Source organism: Paracoccus aerius (assembly GCF_014656455.1).
GTDB lineage: Bacteria > Pseudomonadota > Alphaproteobacteria > Rhodobacterales > Rhodobacteraceae > Paracoccus > Paracoccus aerius.
This window is the reverse complement of sequence record NZ_BNCL01000002.1, coordinates 222,774-237,379: the sequence shown is the minus strand read 5'-3', so window position 1 is coordinate 237,379 and position 14,606 is coordinate 222,774. Positions and strand designations below refer to the sequence as shown.

The window sequence follows — 14,606 nt, the reverse complement described above, 5'->3', positions numbered from 1 at the left end:
AAGGAGAACAGCCGATGTCACCCGTGGATTTGCAGTCGCTGGCCGAACAGCTGGTCGATGCGGCGCGGCGCGCGGGGGCGGACGGGGCCGACGCGCTGACCAGCAGCGGCCAGTCGATCAGCATCGACATGCGCGGCGGCACGCTGGAACAGGCCGACCGGGCCGAAGGGGTCGAGATCGGCCTGCGCGTTCTGGTCGGCGGGCGGCAGGCCTGCGTTTCAGCATCCGACCACAGCCCCGCCACCATTGCGAACATGGCCGAACGTGCCGTCGCCATGGCCCGGGAAGCCCCGGTGGACGACATGCTTGGCCTGGCCGATCCCGACCAGCTTGCCCGGCAGCGTGACGCGAACGGGCTGCAGATCGCCGACGACCGGCCCGATCCGTCGCCCGACCACCTCCAGGACCTGGCGCTGCGGGCCGAGGCTGCGGCGCGCGATGTGCCGGGCATCTCGCAGGTGGAATCGGCCAATGCGGGCTTCAGCCGGCGCCAGTTGTGGCTTGCTGCCTCGAACGGGTTTTCGGGCGGCTATGCGCGCACGACCCATGCCATCTCGGCCGTCGCCATCACCGGCGAAGGGCTGGGGATGGAACGCGACTATGCCGGCGAATCCCGCGTCTGGCCCGAGGATCTGCCCGCCCCCGAGGAGATCGGCCGCCTGGCCGCCGAACGTACGCTGGCCCGCGCGGGATCTCGCAAGCCGCCGACCGGGGCCTTCCCGATCCTGTACGACCGGCGCGTCGCGTCGTCCCTGATCGGCCACCTGCTGTCTGCGGTGAACGGCAGCGCCGTCGCGCGCGGGGCAAGCTGGCTGCGCAATGACCTGGGCCAGCCGGTCCTGCCCGAGGGGTTCGACTTGACCGAGGATCCGCTGCGGCCGCGTTATCCCTCATCCCGCCCCTTCGATGCCGAAGGGCTGGCGACGCGGCGGCGCGACATCGTCAGGGGCGGGGTGCTGCACGGCTGGACGCTGGATCTGGCGACGGGGCGCAAACTGGGAATGGACAGCACCGCATCTGCCGCCCGGGGCATGTCCTCGGCCCCATCGCCTACCAACAGCAATGTCATCCTGACCCAGGGCGAGGTGACGCAGGACGACCTGATCACCCGGATGGGGACGGGGCTGGTCGTCACCTCGATGCTGGGGGCGTCGATCAATGGGACGACGGGGGATTATTCGCGCGGGGCGGCCGGGTTCTGGGTCGAGGGTGGCCGCATCGCCTATCCGGTCAACGAATGCACCATCGCCGGTAACCTGCGCGACATGCTGATGACGCTGCAAGCCGCGAACGACGCCCTGCCCTGGCGGGCGGTCGAGGTGCCAAGCCTTCTGGTGGGGGGAATGACCGTTGCGGGGGCCTGACGAGGATCTGGCCCTTTTGACCGAGGCCGCCCGGAAGGTGGGCCCCATCGCCCTGTCCTTCTGGAAGGCCGAGCCCGAGGCTTGGGAAAAACCCGACGACGCCGGTCCCGTGACCGAGGCGGATCTGGCCGTCAACGATGCCCTTCACAGCACGCTGATGGGTGCCCGGCCCAGCTATGGCTGGCTGTCCGAGGAAAGCGAGGCGGACGCATCCCGCCTGGACGCCCGGCGCTGCTTCATCATCGACCCGATCGACGGCACCCGTGCCTTTATCGCAGGCCAGGCTGGTTTCGCCCATTCGCTTGCCGTGGCCGAAGGCCACCGGATCATCGCGGCGGTGGTGCATCTGCCCGCCATGGACCTGACCTTCACCGCCCATGCCGATGGCCCCGCGCTGCTGAATGGCCAGCCGATCCGGCCAAGCGGCGCCGGGATCGGCGGCGCCCGCGTGCTGACCTACAAGTCCGCAACAGATCCCGAGCATTGGAAAGGCGGACGGGTGCCCCCTTTCCGCCGCGAGTTCCGCCCGTCCTTGGCCTGGCGGCTGTGCCTTGTAGCCGAGGGGCGTTTCGACGCGGCCCTGTCTGTGCGCCATGTCTGGGAATGGGACATCGCCGCGGGCAGCCTGATCGCGGAACGCGCGGGCGCCATTGCCACGGACCGGCACGGGCAGCCGATGCGCTTCAACAGCCCGCGCGCCATGATCGACGGCATGGTCGTCGCCGGGCCACGGCTGCACCGGGACATGCGCGTGGCGATGACATAGGGCGCGCCATGCCGGGGATGATCCCTGGGATTCGCCAAATTGCTGATCGAATAAACGAACCGGCAGGCCCATCGGCGTCGCGTCCTGAACCGCCCTGCAGTGATTCGCCGGTATGGCAGACCGACTGCCAGAGCCATTCCACAGGGTCGCCAACCCCGACCATCCGGGCAATTTTCCGAAAAACCTGTGTCTTTCGTCCATTATTCACGCGGCGGGGCGATCTGCGGGCCGATTTTTCACGTCGGATTCACGGCCCCAGGGGATAAGGTCAGTATTGAAAGCGATGATCGGTCGCACGGGGTGACGCCTCGCTTGGCAGAAGCAGGAGGGATAACGGACATGCCGGGTGACACAATGCGGAATTTCAATGACGTAATCGCCGCACTTCAGCTTTTGGGCAGTGGACCGGGGGGTGTGCAGAATGTGCCGGTTCCCGCCACGAAAGACCTGCTGGCGGCAATCTCGGGGCGGTTGGGCTTCGGTGCTCCTCTCACCGATGACGATCGCCCGACCTGGGCCGCGTTCCGGCGGCTCGAGCAGGAGAACCAGCTTCTGATCGATCGGATCGAGATGCTGGCCTGCGCCCTTGGTGCCTGCCCGAATTGCTGGGGCAGGATCGAGGATTGCGAGGACTGCGGAGGCATCGGGCGTCCCGGTGCCTTCGCGCCCGACCGGGGATGCTTCGACCAGTTCGTGCTGCCGGTCATCGTCCGCGTCATGGGTCGTGCCGACCTGGACGAGGATTCCTTGTCCGATCCCGGCGATTACCGGGACAAGGGCAGCCCGCCAAGTGCATCTGTTTGACCAGTAGCCTTTGTTGCCTGCGGGGTTTTCTGGCGGATGGTTTCGGCCATCCGCCATCTTGTTTCGTCAGAACAAGGGATCAAGGGCAAAGGGATCGGCGGGGGCCGTGGTGGCGATGGTGCGGCCCGGCCCCGAAAGGGTCGCGATCTGCTGGGCCAGCAGCGCGATCGCCGATGACGCGGCCGCAGCCGATGCCGCAGGCCCCGTGCTGCCCATCGGCACCGCGATGTCGAAGCTGCGGGCATGGTTTGCGCCGTTGCTGCCCTCGTCCGCGACGAAATAGCGGCCCTGCAGGCGATAGATGCCGTTGGCCTGGGCCAGGGCCCGTTCGACCCGCACCTCCAGCACGCGCTGCGGCGGCTCAGCCAGGGGCCAGGGCTCGCTGATGACGGTCGCGCCAGAGGCATCCGAGATGGCGCGGGCCAGCGACATGGTAAAGGCCCGCTGCGGATTGTCGGCCCAAAGGTTGTCGGGATTGGACCTGACAGCGCCATCTTCGGTCTGGAAGGCCACTTCCTGCCCCGAGGCATATTCCGGCAGCGACACGTCCTTCAGTTCCGCGCTTCCCAGACGATTGGGGACCTGCCCCCCCGTCACCGGCGGATCGATGATATAGCGCGCCGTGTCCTCGGGGTCGGAACAGGCGGACAGCCCCAGGAAACCAAGGCACGCGACGGCAAGTGGCAGGCGGTGGGTCATGTCATCGTCCCAGGATAAAGGCACGGGGGTTGCGTTCGATCAGGCGGGCCAGCGATCCGAAAGCCTCGGTCGCACGGCGCAGTTCGCGCAGCATGTTGACGGCCTCGGTGTTGAAGGCCGAACGGTCGCCATAGGAAGCCAGCACCGAATCCGCCCTTGCGGCCGTCGCTTCCAGCCGCTGGATCAGTTGCGGCAGCCGCTGGACCGATGTGGCGATCTCGTCCGCCGCCGTGCTGGCGCTGTCCAGCGCGTCGTTCAGGCTGCCTGCCGCATCGCCGTCGCGCAGGTCGTTCAAGAGGCCGGACGCCGCTTCCAGCGTTTCCGACAGGTTGCGGGGCAGCTGCTCGGCATCCTCGCTGCCCAGCATGGCGCGCAGGTCGGCTAGGATGCCTTCGGCCTGGGCGCTGATCTCGGCGAAGCCGAACTCTTCCACGGCGGCGGCGGCGGCGTCGATCTGGTCCACCATCTCGGGCACGTCGGCTGCGGCAAGCCTGACGGCTTCGGCCGCGGCGGCGGCTTCCTCGACAAGGCGGGCAAGGTTCTGGGCGGCGCCGCCTTCGCGCAGGTCGCGTGCCATGCCGCCGATATCGGTGGCGGCATTGCGGGTCTGGTCCAGGGTCTGGCGCAGGCTTTCGGGGATCGCGCGGGTATCTTCGGAACTGGCAAGGGCCGTGATGCTGTTCATCATGTCCGTCGCCGATTGCAGCACGTCTTCCAGCGGCAGGTTGCCGATGCGCGACAGGAACCCCTGGGCGCTTGCGCTGAAATCATCCAGGTCGCCGGGGACCGAAGGAATGATCGCGTTCGGCTGGGCATCGGTGTTGATCCTTGCCGGTTCAGCGCCCGGGATTTCCACAAGCTCGACCATCAGCGAGGTTCCAAGGAAACCGGCACTGGCGACGCGGGCGCGCAGGCCGTCTTCCACGGCTTCCTGCAGGAAGGCCAGGGCATCCTCGGGCGTGGCATCCTCGGGCAGGCCCAGACGCGCGGGCGAGATCGCCATGGTCACGACCTGCCTGATCTCCCCTCTCGGTTCGTCCAGCGAAACGGCCAGATCCGTGACCTGGCCCACACGCAGGCCCTGGAACTGCACGTCGGCGCCCTTCGCCAGCCCGCGCAGGGAATCGTCGATCAGCATGGCCAGGCGCAGCGGTTCGGCATTGTCGCTGGCCAGGATGTCGTTGCGCGCAGTCTCCTCGTCGGGCTGCAGCGTATAGATATGGCCACGTTCGACAGGCCGGCCGCCGCTGATCAAGGTGTCAAAGGCCACCCCGCCCTGCAGGACCGAGGACAGGGAATTGACGTTGAAGGACACGCCCGACGCCCCCAGCGACAGCGAAAAACCCGAGGTGTCCCAGAACACGGTCGAGGTCGTCAGCCGCTTGTCATGGGGCGCCTCGATAAAGGCGTCGGCGATGACCTGGTCTTCGGTGTCGGCCAGGCGGATATTCTCCATCCGTCCGACCTGGACCCCGCGGTACAGGACGGGCGCGCCTTCGGTGATGCCGTCGGCGTTCTCCATGGCCAGGGTGACCAGCGTGCCGGGCGTATCCTCGCGGATCAGCGGCGGGCGGTCCTGGCCGACGAAGCGGTTCTGTTCGGCCGAGATGCTGGCATCCCAATAGCCTTCGATGAAGGCGCCGGTCAGCACGGTGTCAAGGCGGGTCACGCCCTGGGCCGAAACCTGCGGCCGGACGATCCAGAACGAGGCTTCGCTGTCGATATAGGGCGCCACGTCCTTGTCGACCCGGATGCTGACGACAACGCGGGACAGATCCGGGGTGAAGCTGACCGATTCCACCTGCCCCACGGTGATCTCGCGAAAGCGCAGGGTGGTTTCGCCAGGCGTCACGCCGGTTGCGTCCGCGAACTCGACCTCGATCACGGCGCCGCGGCTGGAATAGGCGTTCCACGCGATGCCCAGGGTCACGATCAGGGCGATGATGGGCACAAGCCAGATCACGTTGATCCCGGCCTGCGCGGCGCGCGCGGCCGTGTTGCGCACGGGGCTTGCCGGTCTCGGCGGCGGCGGCGTGTCGGTCATTGCGGTGTCAGTCCTGCCCCTCGATCCCTGTCCGGTTCCGCAGCGGCAGGCCGCGCCAGATCAGTCTTGGATCAAAGCTTTGCGCGGAAAGCATGGTGAAGGCAACCGACAGCGCAAAGGACACGGCAGCGGGTCCGGGATGAACCGATGCGACAAAGCCAAGCTGCACAAGCGCCGACAGGATCGCCACCACGAAGACGTCGATCATCGACCAGCGGCCGATGAATTCCACCACTTCATAGATCTTCAGCCTTGTATGGGCCTGTTCGACCGTGGCCGGGCGCCCGGCAACGGTCGCAAGCCAGGCGATCGCCAGGAACTTGGCCACCGGCACGATGACCGATGCCACGAAGACGATGATGGCGATGTCATAGTTGCCATAGTGCATCAGCTCGACCACGCCTTCCAGGATCGTGGCCTCGGAACTGCCTTGCAGACCGGCAAAGGTCTGGGTGCGCATCATCGGGAACAGGTTCGCGGGGACATACATGACCAGGCCCGCGATCCACCAGGCCCAGACCTTTTGCAGCCCGCGCCGGTCGGGCGGCACCAGATCGGCGCCGCAACGGTCGCAGGTTTCCTGATCCTCGGGCCAGACCCTGCCGCAGGACCGGCAGCCCAGCAATCCCGCGCGATGGGCGGTCATGATCGGCCCGTCGTGGCCTTCCATGTTCATCATGCGCGGCCTTTGACCATTTCGCGACCGTCTGTCTTCATGCCCGCATCCTCGATCGCGTCCCAGATGGTCGTCTGGCACATGAACCCGCGCGAGGCGAAGTTGACCAGGATCAGCGCGCAGAAGGCCCAGAAGGCCGGACCCAGATGAACCGTGGCGATGCCCGCCACCTTGACCAGGGCCACGGCGGTGCCGATCACGAAGATTTCGGCCATGGACCAGGGGCGCAGCAGTTCCGACCAGCGAAAGGCCCGGGCCGCGTGACGATAAGGCGCCCGCCCCTGCGCCAGCGGGGACAGGGTATAGACCAGCAGAAAGGCCCGCAGCACGGGCAGGCCCACGATCATCGCCATCACCGCCAGCACCAGCGGCAGCAGGACCCCGTCGGCGAAGGCCATGCCCACCCCGAACAGCGAGGTGGCATTGCCAAAGCCCATGCGCGAGATTTCCAGAAATGGGAAGAAGATGGCGCCCATCATAAGAACGACCGTGGTGAAGGACAGCGCGATCAACTGGATGAAGGCCCCACCGCGCGGCTTCGCCAGAACGCCGCCGCAGCGGACGCAGCGGGCCGTTTCGCCCGGCTCCAGTTCCTCCTCGATGTGCAGCGCGTCGCAGCGCGGACAGGCCATCAGGCCCCTGCCGGTCGTCAGGTCAAAGGTTTCGGGCGCGTCCATGCCTGACAAGATAATATCCCGGCCTGCCTGCGCAAGCCTTCAGTGCCGCGCCCCTGCCCGCGCGGCCGAGGTCAGGACCACATTCCGTCCTTCGGGCGTCATGTTTCCGCTCTCGACCGCGAATTCCAGTCGCAGCACGAAGCTGTTGTCCCGGATGCCGGTGGTGGACTGCCCTTCGAGCTGGGTCGTGAAGGCCTCGATCAATTGGCTGCCAAGGCCGGTGCCGCCGGATTGGTCGGTCTGGTCGATGGAGTTGGCAATTTCGAGGACGCCGCGCCCGGGTTCGGGCGAGGTCAGGCTGATCCTGACCCACGGCCCTTCCTCGCCCGAGGAGGTGCCTGCGTATTTCAGGGCATTGGTGAAGGCCTCGGTCGCCAGCAGGGACAGGGGGACCGCCTGGTCGGGCAGCAGGATCAGGGTCTCGATATTCATCTGGATCCGCAGGTTGCCGCCCGGCGGCACCGAGGCGCTGACCATCTGGTTGATGATGTCGCGGATCAACTGACCCGCCTCGACCGCGTCCAGATGCTCGGCCTGGTAAAGGTTGCGGTAGATCGTGGCAAGCGCCGCCACCCGGTCCTGGACCGACCGCAGCACGCGCCTTGCATCGGGATCGTCGATCACCCGGCTTTGCATGTTGATGATCGAGGCGATCAGTTGCAGGTTGTTCTTGACCCGGTGATGGACCTCTTTCAGCAGGACGGTCTTTTCGGCGACAGCCTCTTCCATCTGTTCCTCATCCCGGATCAGGATCCGTGCCATGTTGTGAAAGGTCTGGCTGACATCGCAGATCTCGGCCGGCGCGTCCGAGAGGACGGGCGGTGGCTCGGACCGGTTGCCGATGGCAAAGCGGCGCATCTGGCCGCGCAGCACGGTGATGTGGCGCAGCACCATGCGGAACACCGCGAAATAGGCCACGGCAAGGGACACGATCCACAAGGCCATGGGAATCGTCACCGCGCCAAGGCGGGAAATCTGGAACAGTCCGACGCTGGCCGTCTTGGGAGACCAGCTTCCCAGGGCATAGACCAGCCCCGGCACCGCAGGCACCACCGTGAACATGCGCGTCTGCCCGTTGCCCGCCCGCGCCTTGAAGGTCGTCTCGGACCGGGACAGCAGATCGACCAGGTTCATGTTCCGCGGCAGGATATCCTCGGTCGATGTCTGGGCATCCGTGTCCGAGGTCAGGATCTCTCCTCGGTGGTTGAAGGACACGATCCGCGCGCCGTCGGTCCCGAAGGTCAGGTTATGGGTGGACCGCAGCAGTTCGGTCGTCAGCGACAAGCTGATATAGCCCAGCATCTCGCGGTTGCGATACAGGGGCTGCATGACCACCACGATCGGCCGCTGGATCACCGGGCCGCTGTCCAGCGAAGTGACAAGCGTCCCAGGCTCGGCCATGAAACGCTGGTATCCCTCCGAGCCGGTGAAATCGACAGGATCGCTGCGCCCCGAGGAATTGCAGGTGCTGATCCCGTCCAGGGGCACGAAGCCCGCAAAGACATAGGTCGCGCTTCGTTCGATGAAGTTGCGCATCAGGTCGGCGCAGACCCCGGGCCGGTCCAGCGAATCCAGCACGGCGGGACCAAGCGCATCCGCAGAACCAAGGGCGCTTTGCAGAAGCGCGCGTTCCCCCGCCGCGGCCGAGGATGTCCGGCCCAGAAGCGCAAGCTCGACCCCCCGTTCGGCTTCCCGGACCAGGTTGAAGTTCTGGATCAGGGAAATCAGGCCCAAGGGCAGGATGGCGACCGACAACAAGGCGCCCAGCCGGAATCCCAGCTTGCGCGTGAAGTCCAGCCGATCGCTGATCCGCCGGAGCACCGGCCCGCCTTATCGGGCGATGGTGTGGCTGGACGCCATGACGGCCAAGGTCGCCTGATCGGTCATGTCCAGATCCTCACCGTTTTCCATGTGCAGCAGTTCGGCCAGCTTGCGGCGGCCCCGGTTGGCCCGCGACTTGACGGTGCCGATCGCCACGCCGGTCATGTCGGCCGCTTCCTCGTAGGAAAAGCCCGATGCGCCGACCAGGATAAGCGCTTCGCGCTGTTCGTCAGGCAATTGCTGGAAGGCCACCCGGAAATCCTTGAGCGCCAGTCGCCCGTCATGATCGGGCCGGGTCGCCTGCCGGGCTGCGTGAATGCCGTCGGTGTCGCTGACCTCGCGCTTGGTCTTGCGGCGGGCGGAATAGAAGGTGTTGCGCAGGATGGTGAACAGCCAGGCCCGCAGATTGGTGCCTGCCTGGAACTTGTCCATGTTCGTCCATGCCTTGACGATGGTGTCCTGCACCAAGTCGTCGGCAGCAGCCCCTTCGCGGGTCAGCGACAAGGCAAAGGCGCGCAGTGCGGGCAGATGATCCACCAACTGGTCGCGCGGATCCGTCGTCGCGGATGTCTTCATTCTGTCACCGTCCACCGTCGCATGTCGTCGCTTTTTGAAATAGGTCACTTCTGCTCGCGCAGTTGTTCGAGAAGAGCGAGAAAGCGATCGGGAATGTTTTCGCTTGTGTCCTGTTCAAAGGCGCGACGCAAATTTTCGTCGATCTGTTTCTCGACTGCCGCCTTGCGGCGGTCATCCCGCTTCGGTGTCATGTTTTTGTTAGTCCCGGTAATCTTGTGCGCACGCTGACCAACCTGTAGGGGTTAGCACAGGTTCCGCACAATATGTGAAATTCGAAGGATGTGAAACATGTCGTCTGCCGACCTCGCCCAGTCCATTGGGCGCGAACTGCCCTATCTGCGGCGTTACGCGCGTGCGCTGACCGGCAGCCAGCGTGCTGGTGACAACTATGCCGCAGCCACGCTGGAGGCCATCCTGTCCGATCGTTCCGTGCTGGAAGCCGAGGACGATACCCGCATCGGCCTGTTCCGGACCTTCCACGCGATCTGGCAAAGCTCGGGCCAGCCGGTCGAGGAGGGCGAGCGGACGGCACGCGAATCGCGGGCACAGGACCACCTGCGCAACCTGACCGCCAATTCCCGCGAAGCGCTGCTTTTGCGCACGATCGAGGAATTGCGCTATGACCAGATCGCCCGCGTGATGCAGATCGACCAGGCCGAGGCCGAGGAACTGGTCCAGATCGCCCTGAACGAGATGAGCGTGACGCTGCGCGGCAAGGTCATGGTGATCGAGGACGAGATGATCATCGCCATGGACCTGAAAGGCATCGTCCAGGCGATGGGTCACGAGGTCACGGGCGTCGCCCGCACCCATACCGCCGCGATCGAGCTTGCGGGCCAGGGCCGTCCCGACCTGATCCTGGCCGACATCCAGCTGGCCGACGGCTCCTCGGGCATCGAGGCCGTGAACGAGCTTTTGCGCGACATGGGCGACATCCCCGTGATCTTCATCACGGCCTTCCCGGAACGGCTGCTGACGGGCGAGCGGCCCGAGCCGGCCTTCCTGATCTCGAAGCCCTATACCGAGGAACAGGTCCGCTCGGCCGTCAGCCAGGCGATGTTCTTTTCGTCGACCGAAGGGCTGGACGCCGCCTGAGGCCATCCGGCCAGCAGACAAGGGGGCGGCGGATCATTCCGCCGCCTTTTTCACATCCGCCACCAGGGATGCGCGGGCCTCGCGGGCGGCGCGGACGCGGCGGCGGCGGGCCAGTTCGACATTGATCAGCGCCCCCAGCAGGACCGAAAACCCGGCCAGATAGAACCACATCAGCAGCGCGACCACGGTGCCGATGGACCCGTAGATGCGGTTGTAGCTGTTGAAGCTGCTGAGATAGGCGGAAAATGCCACCGAGGCGAGCGCCCAGAGAAGGGCCGCGAAGAAGGCCCCCCAGGTGAAGATCGGGGTGCGGGGCGTCTTCACGTTGGGGCCGTAGCGGTAAAGGATGCCGATCCCCAGGATCACCAGCAGGAACATCGCCCCCCAGGGCAGGCCGGCGACCAGCCAACCACGCACCTGGTCGAAGACCTGGAAGTTCAGCAGAACCGGCACGATCACGATGGTCGCAAGCCCTGCCAGCGAAATCCCGACAATGGCCAGCGTCAGGGCATAGGCCAGGACGAAGCTGAAGATCGTGGAATGGCCCCTGACGCCATAGGCGGCGTTCAGGCCCCCCACGACCGCCTCGACCCCCGCGCGGGCGGCGATGGTCGCCACCATGAAGGACAGGAACGATGCCCAGCCGACCGACGTCCGCCCGGTCGAGGCCAGCGACATGATCTGCGCGTCGATCAGGTCGGCGGCGTCCTCGGGCAGGAACTCGTGGGCCACATCGAGATAGGTCATGACCACGGCGGGGTCGAACCACAGGCTCCACAGCGCCATGATCGCGGCAAGGCCGGGAAAGACGGCGAACATGGCGTAGAAGGCCACGCCCGCCGCGATCAGGCCCATGTGGATCTTGTCCATCCGTTCGAAGACGGCCGAGATGAAGGCCCAGATTTCGCGCAGGATGGTCAGCATCGGCACCTATGCCCTTGGTGATCGGTCCGATCTTATGGCGTCATTGGCCGGGTGATCTGTCAACCACGATACCGTGCCCAGACCGCGCTTTCCCCCATTCGTGCGACAAATTCGGCATGGGCGGCAGCTTCGGCCGCCGTCAGGCGGGGCGGCAGGGGCACAGGGCGGGGATGGCGCGGCCCCCCGTTGCCCTGCTGTCCGACGACGGCTCCGCCCCGCGCGGGCTGGTCCAGCACCAGGTCCGGCTGCCTGCCGCCGATCAGTTCCAGATAAACCTCGGCCAGAAGTTCGCTGTCCAGAAGCGCGCCGTGCAACTGCCGGTTCGAGTTGTCGATGCCAAAGCGGCGGCACAGCGCGTCCAGCGAGGCGGGGGCGCCGGGAAACTTCTCGCGCGCAATGGCCAGGGTATCCAGCGCACGGGACCAGGGCAGGGCGGGCCGCCCGAGGCGGCGCAATTCGGCATTCAGGAACTTCATGTCGAAGCTGGCATTGTGGATCACCAGGCGGGCGTCGTCGCCGATGAAGTCGATGAAGCCCTGAACAATGTCCGCGAATCTCGGCTTGTCGCGCAGGAAGTCGTCGCCCAGGCCATGCACCTCGAAGGCATCCTTGGGCATGGGGCGTTCGGGGTTGATATAGACATGGAAGGTCCGCCCGGTCGGCAGGTGGTTCAGCAGCTCGATCCCGCCGATCTCGACGATGCGGTCGTCCTTGTCGGCATCGAAACCCGTGGTTTCGGTATCCATCACAATTTCACGCACGGGCGGCAATCTCCTTCACGATATCTTCCACGGCCTGGCGCGCGGCGCCGGGACTGTCGGTCGGGATGATCCAGTCGGCACGCGCCCGCTTTTCCGCATCGGGCATCTGCCGCGACAGGATCAGCGCCAGCAGATCCTGGGTCATGCCCGGCCGCGCCATGACCCGCTGCCGCTGGATCGCCGCATCGGTCGAGACGACGGCCACGCCATCCATCCAGGCCTCATAGCCGTTTTCGTAAAGCAACGGAATATCCAGGACCACCAGCACGGCATCGGGGTGACGGGCGATGAAGTCCTCTCGATCGGCCGCGACAAGGGGATGGACGATGGCCGACAGCCGGTCCAGCGCACCCGGATCATCGGCGATCAGGGCCTTGAGCGGCCCGCGGTCGATACCTCCCTCTCGCATCGCGCCGGGAAAGGCGGCGGCCACCGGCCCGACACCCGCGCCGCCCGGCGTGTAAAGACGATGAACGGCCTGGTCGGCATCCCAGACAGGATGGCCCAGGTCGCGGAAGATTTGCGCGGTGGTGGACTTGCCCATGCCGATGCTGCCGGTCAGGCCCAGCAGGAAGGTCATTCCAGAACGACCCTGCGGGTCTCGTCGTCGACTTCGGGACGGTGCCCGAACCAGCGTTCGAAACCCGGCGCGGCCTGGTGCAGCAGCATCCCCAGCCCATCCACCACCCGGCAGCCGCGGGCCTGCGCGTCCAACAGGAAGGGCGTCATGAGGGGCGTGTAGACCAGATCGGTCACAAGTGCGTCGGGCGACAGCGCATCCAGCGGCAGGCGCAGGGGCTGCTTGCCCTCCATACCCAGCGAGGTCGCATTCACGACCGTGGTGGCCCCTTCCAGCATGTTGCCAGCCTGCGCCCAGTCATAAACGACCAGCCGTGCGCCGAATTCCGCCTTGATCTGTTCGGACCGGATGCGGGTGCGGTTTGTGATCCGCAATTCCTTGACGCCGCTGTCCAGAAGCGATGCGACCACCGCCCGCGCGGCCCCGCCCGCACCGATTATCGCCGCCGGTCCTGCCTCGGGCTGCCAGCCCGGTGCGTTCTGGCGCAGATTGGCGATAAAGCCGTAGCCGTCGGTATTGTCGGCATGGATCTTTCCATCGGGGCGGAAGATCAGCGTGTTCGCAGCCCCAATCAGCGCCGCGCGATCGGTAACGGCATCGGCCAGCGTCAGAACGGCCTCCTTGTGCGGGAGCGTCACGTTGATGCCGACAAAGCCCAGGCGGGGCAGGGCGCGCAATGCCTCGGCCAGATGCTCGGGCATGACAGGCATGGGAATGTAATGACCTTCGATGCCATAGCGCCGCAACCAGTGGCCGTGCAGCCGCGGAGACCGGGAATGCGCGACGGGCATCCCGATCACTCCGGCAAGCGGAACATGGGCAGGACGGCTGGGCTGGTCGTCGATCATGGTGGCATCCCTTGGCTTGCCATCAGCCTAAGCCCATGAGGGGACGAAAAAAAGCGTCGTTTTGCAAAGCCCTGCCAGGTGTGGCCGTCCTGTTTGTGGATAAGATCCGGGGGGAATCGGGTCGAATCATGGGGGTGGGTGGAAGATTTGCGTCACGCCCCGGATTCCGGCCCGGAACATCCCTTGAACGGCTGCGGGACACACACAGGTGGATAACTTCCGGGGTCGGGATCGTGCATCTGTGGAGAAAGCGTCGTCGGCACCGGTCTCCACAGATTTATCCACATATCAAGTCGCTGTATTTTTTACGTTTTTATTCATAGACCCTGCTCTTTACAGAATATATCCACAAGCGTCGCTTCCGGGGAAAAGGCTTGGGATTTTCCCTTTATCCTTTTCTCCACAGGGCCTACATCAACATCATCCTTTATCTTTTCCTTATATTTAAGAAGAAGCACGGCGATGCTGGACGGCCTTTCGACCCTTTATCCCTATGCCAAGGCATTTCACGTCATGGCCGTGATTTCCTGGATGGCAGGGCTGTTCTACCTGCCAAGGCTGTTCGTCTATCATGCCGAACGCGGCGCTGCGCCCGAGCCGGCCGGCAGCTTTGTCATCATGGAGGAAAAGCTTCTTCGCCTGATCATGAATCCGGCGATGATCGCGACCTGGATCAGCGGCCTGTTCCTGGTGATGACGCCGGGCATCGTCGACTGGTCGATGGTCTGGCCCTGGACCAAGGCGGGCTGCGTCCTGGCGATGACCTGGTTTCACATGTGGTGTGCGGGTCAGCGCCGTTCCCTGAAGGCCGCCCAGGGGCTTCCGGGACGCCGCTATCGCATCATGAACGAGGTGCCGACGCTTTTGATGATCGGCATCGTCCTGTCGGTCATCGTCAAGTTCTGAAGGTCCAGATTGACTCTGACGGCGTCCCTGTCTATGTCAGGCGCAAGCCCGGCCGTCCGGCCTGG

At 65.5% G+C, this 14,606-nt stretch carries 16 protein-coding genes; 5 read left to right on the top strand and 11 right to left on the bottom strand.

Annotated features, from left to right (window positions below; translation table 11 throughout):
• Window positions 1-14: 14 nt before the first annotated feature.
• From IE224_RS03375 to IE224_RS03365, 3 genes are all read left to right on the top strand, one after another.
• Entirely contained in the window at window positions 15-1,364 is a 1,350-nt protein-coding gene (locus IE224_RS03375; protein ID WP_191308056.1) for a TldD/PmbA family protein, read from the top strand.
• The gene (locus tag IE224_RS03370) at window positions 1,351-2,130 is read left to right on the top strand and encodes an inositol monophosphatase family protein (protein ID WP_191308054.1); all 780 of its coding nucleotides are present in this window, start codon (window positions 1,351-1,353) and stop codon (window positions 2,128-2,130) included. Before IE224_RS03375 ends, IE224_RS03370 begins: the two co-directional genes overlap by 14 nt.
• Window positions 2,131-2,469: 339 nt before the next feature.
• On the top strand, window positions 2,470-2,934 hold the full coding sequence (locus tag IE224_RS03365) for a hypothetical protein (protein WP_191308052.1): 465 nt from the start codon (window positions 2,470-2,472) through the stop codon (window positions 2,932-2,934).
• Window positions 2,935-3,000: 66 nt separating this feature from the next.
• Here the strand turns inward: IE224_RS03365 and IE224_RS03360 are convergent, their stop codons facing one another.
• The 7 genes from IE224_RS03360 to IE224_RS03330 are packed head-to-tail and all read right to left on the bottom strand — an operon-like array spanning window position 3,001 to window position 9,618.
• Window positions 3,001-3,633: a PqiC family protein gene (locus IE224_RS03360; RefSeq protein ID WP_191308050.1), complete on the bottom strand. Its 633-nt coding sequence runs from the start codon at window positions 3,631-3,633 to the stop codon at window positions 3,001-3,003.
• Window position 3,634: 1 nt separating this feature from the next.
• Window positions 3,635-5,677, bottom strand: coding sequence for a PqiB family protein (locus tag IE224_RS03355; protein WP_191308047.1), 2,043 nt, complete (start codon window positions 5,675-5,677; stop codon window positions 3,635-3,637).
• 7 nt (window positions 5,678-5,684) lie between these two features.
• Entirely contained in the window at window positions 5,685-6,347 is a 663-nt protein-coding gene (locus IE224_RS03350) for a paraquat-inducible protein A (RefSeq protein WP_167623326.1), read from the bottom strand.
• A gap of 5 nt (window positions 6,348-6,352) precedes the next feature.
• Entirely contained in the window at window positions 6,353-7,030 is a 678-nt protein-coding gene (locus IE224_RS03345) for a paraquat-inducible protein A (RefSeq protein WP_191308282.1), read from the bottom strand.
• 39 nt (window positions 7,031-7,069) lie between these two features.
• Window positions 7,070-8,851, bottom strand: coding sequence for a sensor histidine kinase (locus IE224_RS03340; protein ID WP_167620784.1), 1,782 nt, complete (start codon window positions 8,849-8,851; stop codon window positions 7,070-7,072).
• Window positions 8,852-8,860: 9 nt separating this feature from the next.
• Entirely contained in the window at window positions 8,861-9,427 is a 567-nt protein-coding gene (locus IE224_RS03335; protein WP_167620783.1) for an RNA polymerase sigma factor, read from the bottom strand.
• 44 nt (window positions 9,428-9,471) lie between these two features.
• A complete protein-coding gene (locus IE224_RS03330) occupies window positions 9,472-9,618 on the bottom strand; it encodes a NepR family anti-sigma factor (protein ID WP_167620782.1) in 147 nt (48 codons plus the stop codon).
• 97 nt (window positions 9,619-9,715) lie between these two features.
• Between IE224_RS03330 and IE224_RS03325 the strand changes: the two genes are divergently transcribed.
• On the top strand, window positions 9,716-10,522 hold the full coding sequence (locus tag IE224_RS03325; RefSeq protein ID WP_167620781.1) for a response regulator: 807 nt from the start codon (window positions 9,716-9,718) through the stop codon (window positions 10,520-10,522).
• Window positions 10,523-10,555: 33 nt separating this feature from the next.
• On the opposite strand, the gene IE224_RS03320 is transcribed toward IE224_RS03325, so the two are convergent.
• Genes IE224_RS03320 through IE224_RS03305 form a run of 4 tightly spaced genes read right to left on the bottom strand, consistent with a single transcriptional unit; the run spans window position 10,556 to window position 13,635 of the window.
• Window positions 10,556-11,446, bottom strand: coding sequence for a YihY/virulence factor BrkB family protein (locus IE224_RS03320; protein ID WP_167623325.1), 891 nt, complete (start codon window positions 11,444-11,446; stop codon window positions 10,556-10,558).
• Between the two features lie 59 nt (window positions 11,447-11,505).
• Window positions 11,506-12,207, bottom strand: a complete 702-nt coding sequence (dnaQ, locus tag IE224_RS03315; RefSeq protein ID WP_191308045.1) for a DNA polymerase III subunit epsilon — start codon at window positions 12,205-12,207, stop codon at window positions 11,506-11,508.
• Window positions 12,200-12,787 carry a dephospho-CoA kinase gene (gene coaE / locus IE224_RS03310; RefSeq protein ID WP_191308043.1) on the bottom strand — a complete coding sequence of 196 codons (588 nt, stop codon included), beginning with the start codon at window positions 12,785-12,787 and terminating at the stop codon, window positions 12,200-12,202. The genes dnaQ and coaE overlap by 8 nt, the downstream gene beginning before the upstream one ends.
• Entirely contained in the window at window positions 12,784-13,635 is an 852-nt protein-coding gene (locus IE224_RS03305; protein ID WP_191308041.1) for a shikimate dehydrogenase, read from the bottom strand. Before IE224_RS03305 ends, coaE begins: the two co-directional genes overlap by 4 nt.
• A gap of 462 nt (window positions 13,636-14,097) precedes the next feature.
• Between IE224_RS03305 and IE224_RS03300 the strand changes: the two genes are divergently transcribed.
• Entirely contained in the window at window positions 14,098-14,541 is a 444-nt protein-coding gene (locus tag IE224_RS03300; RefSeq protein ID WP_167623324.1) for a CopD family protein, read from the top strand.
• Window positions 14,542-14,606 lie beyond the last annotated feature (65 nt).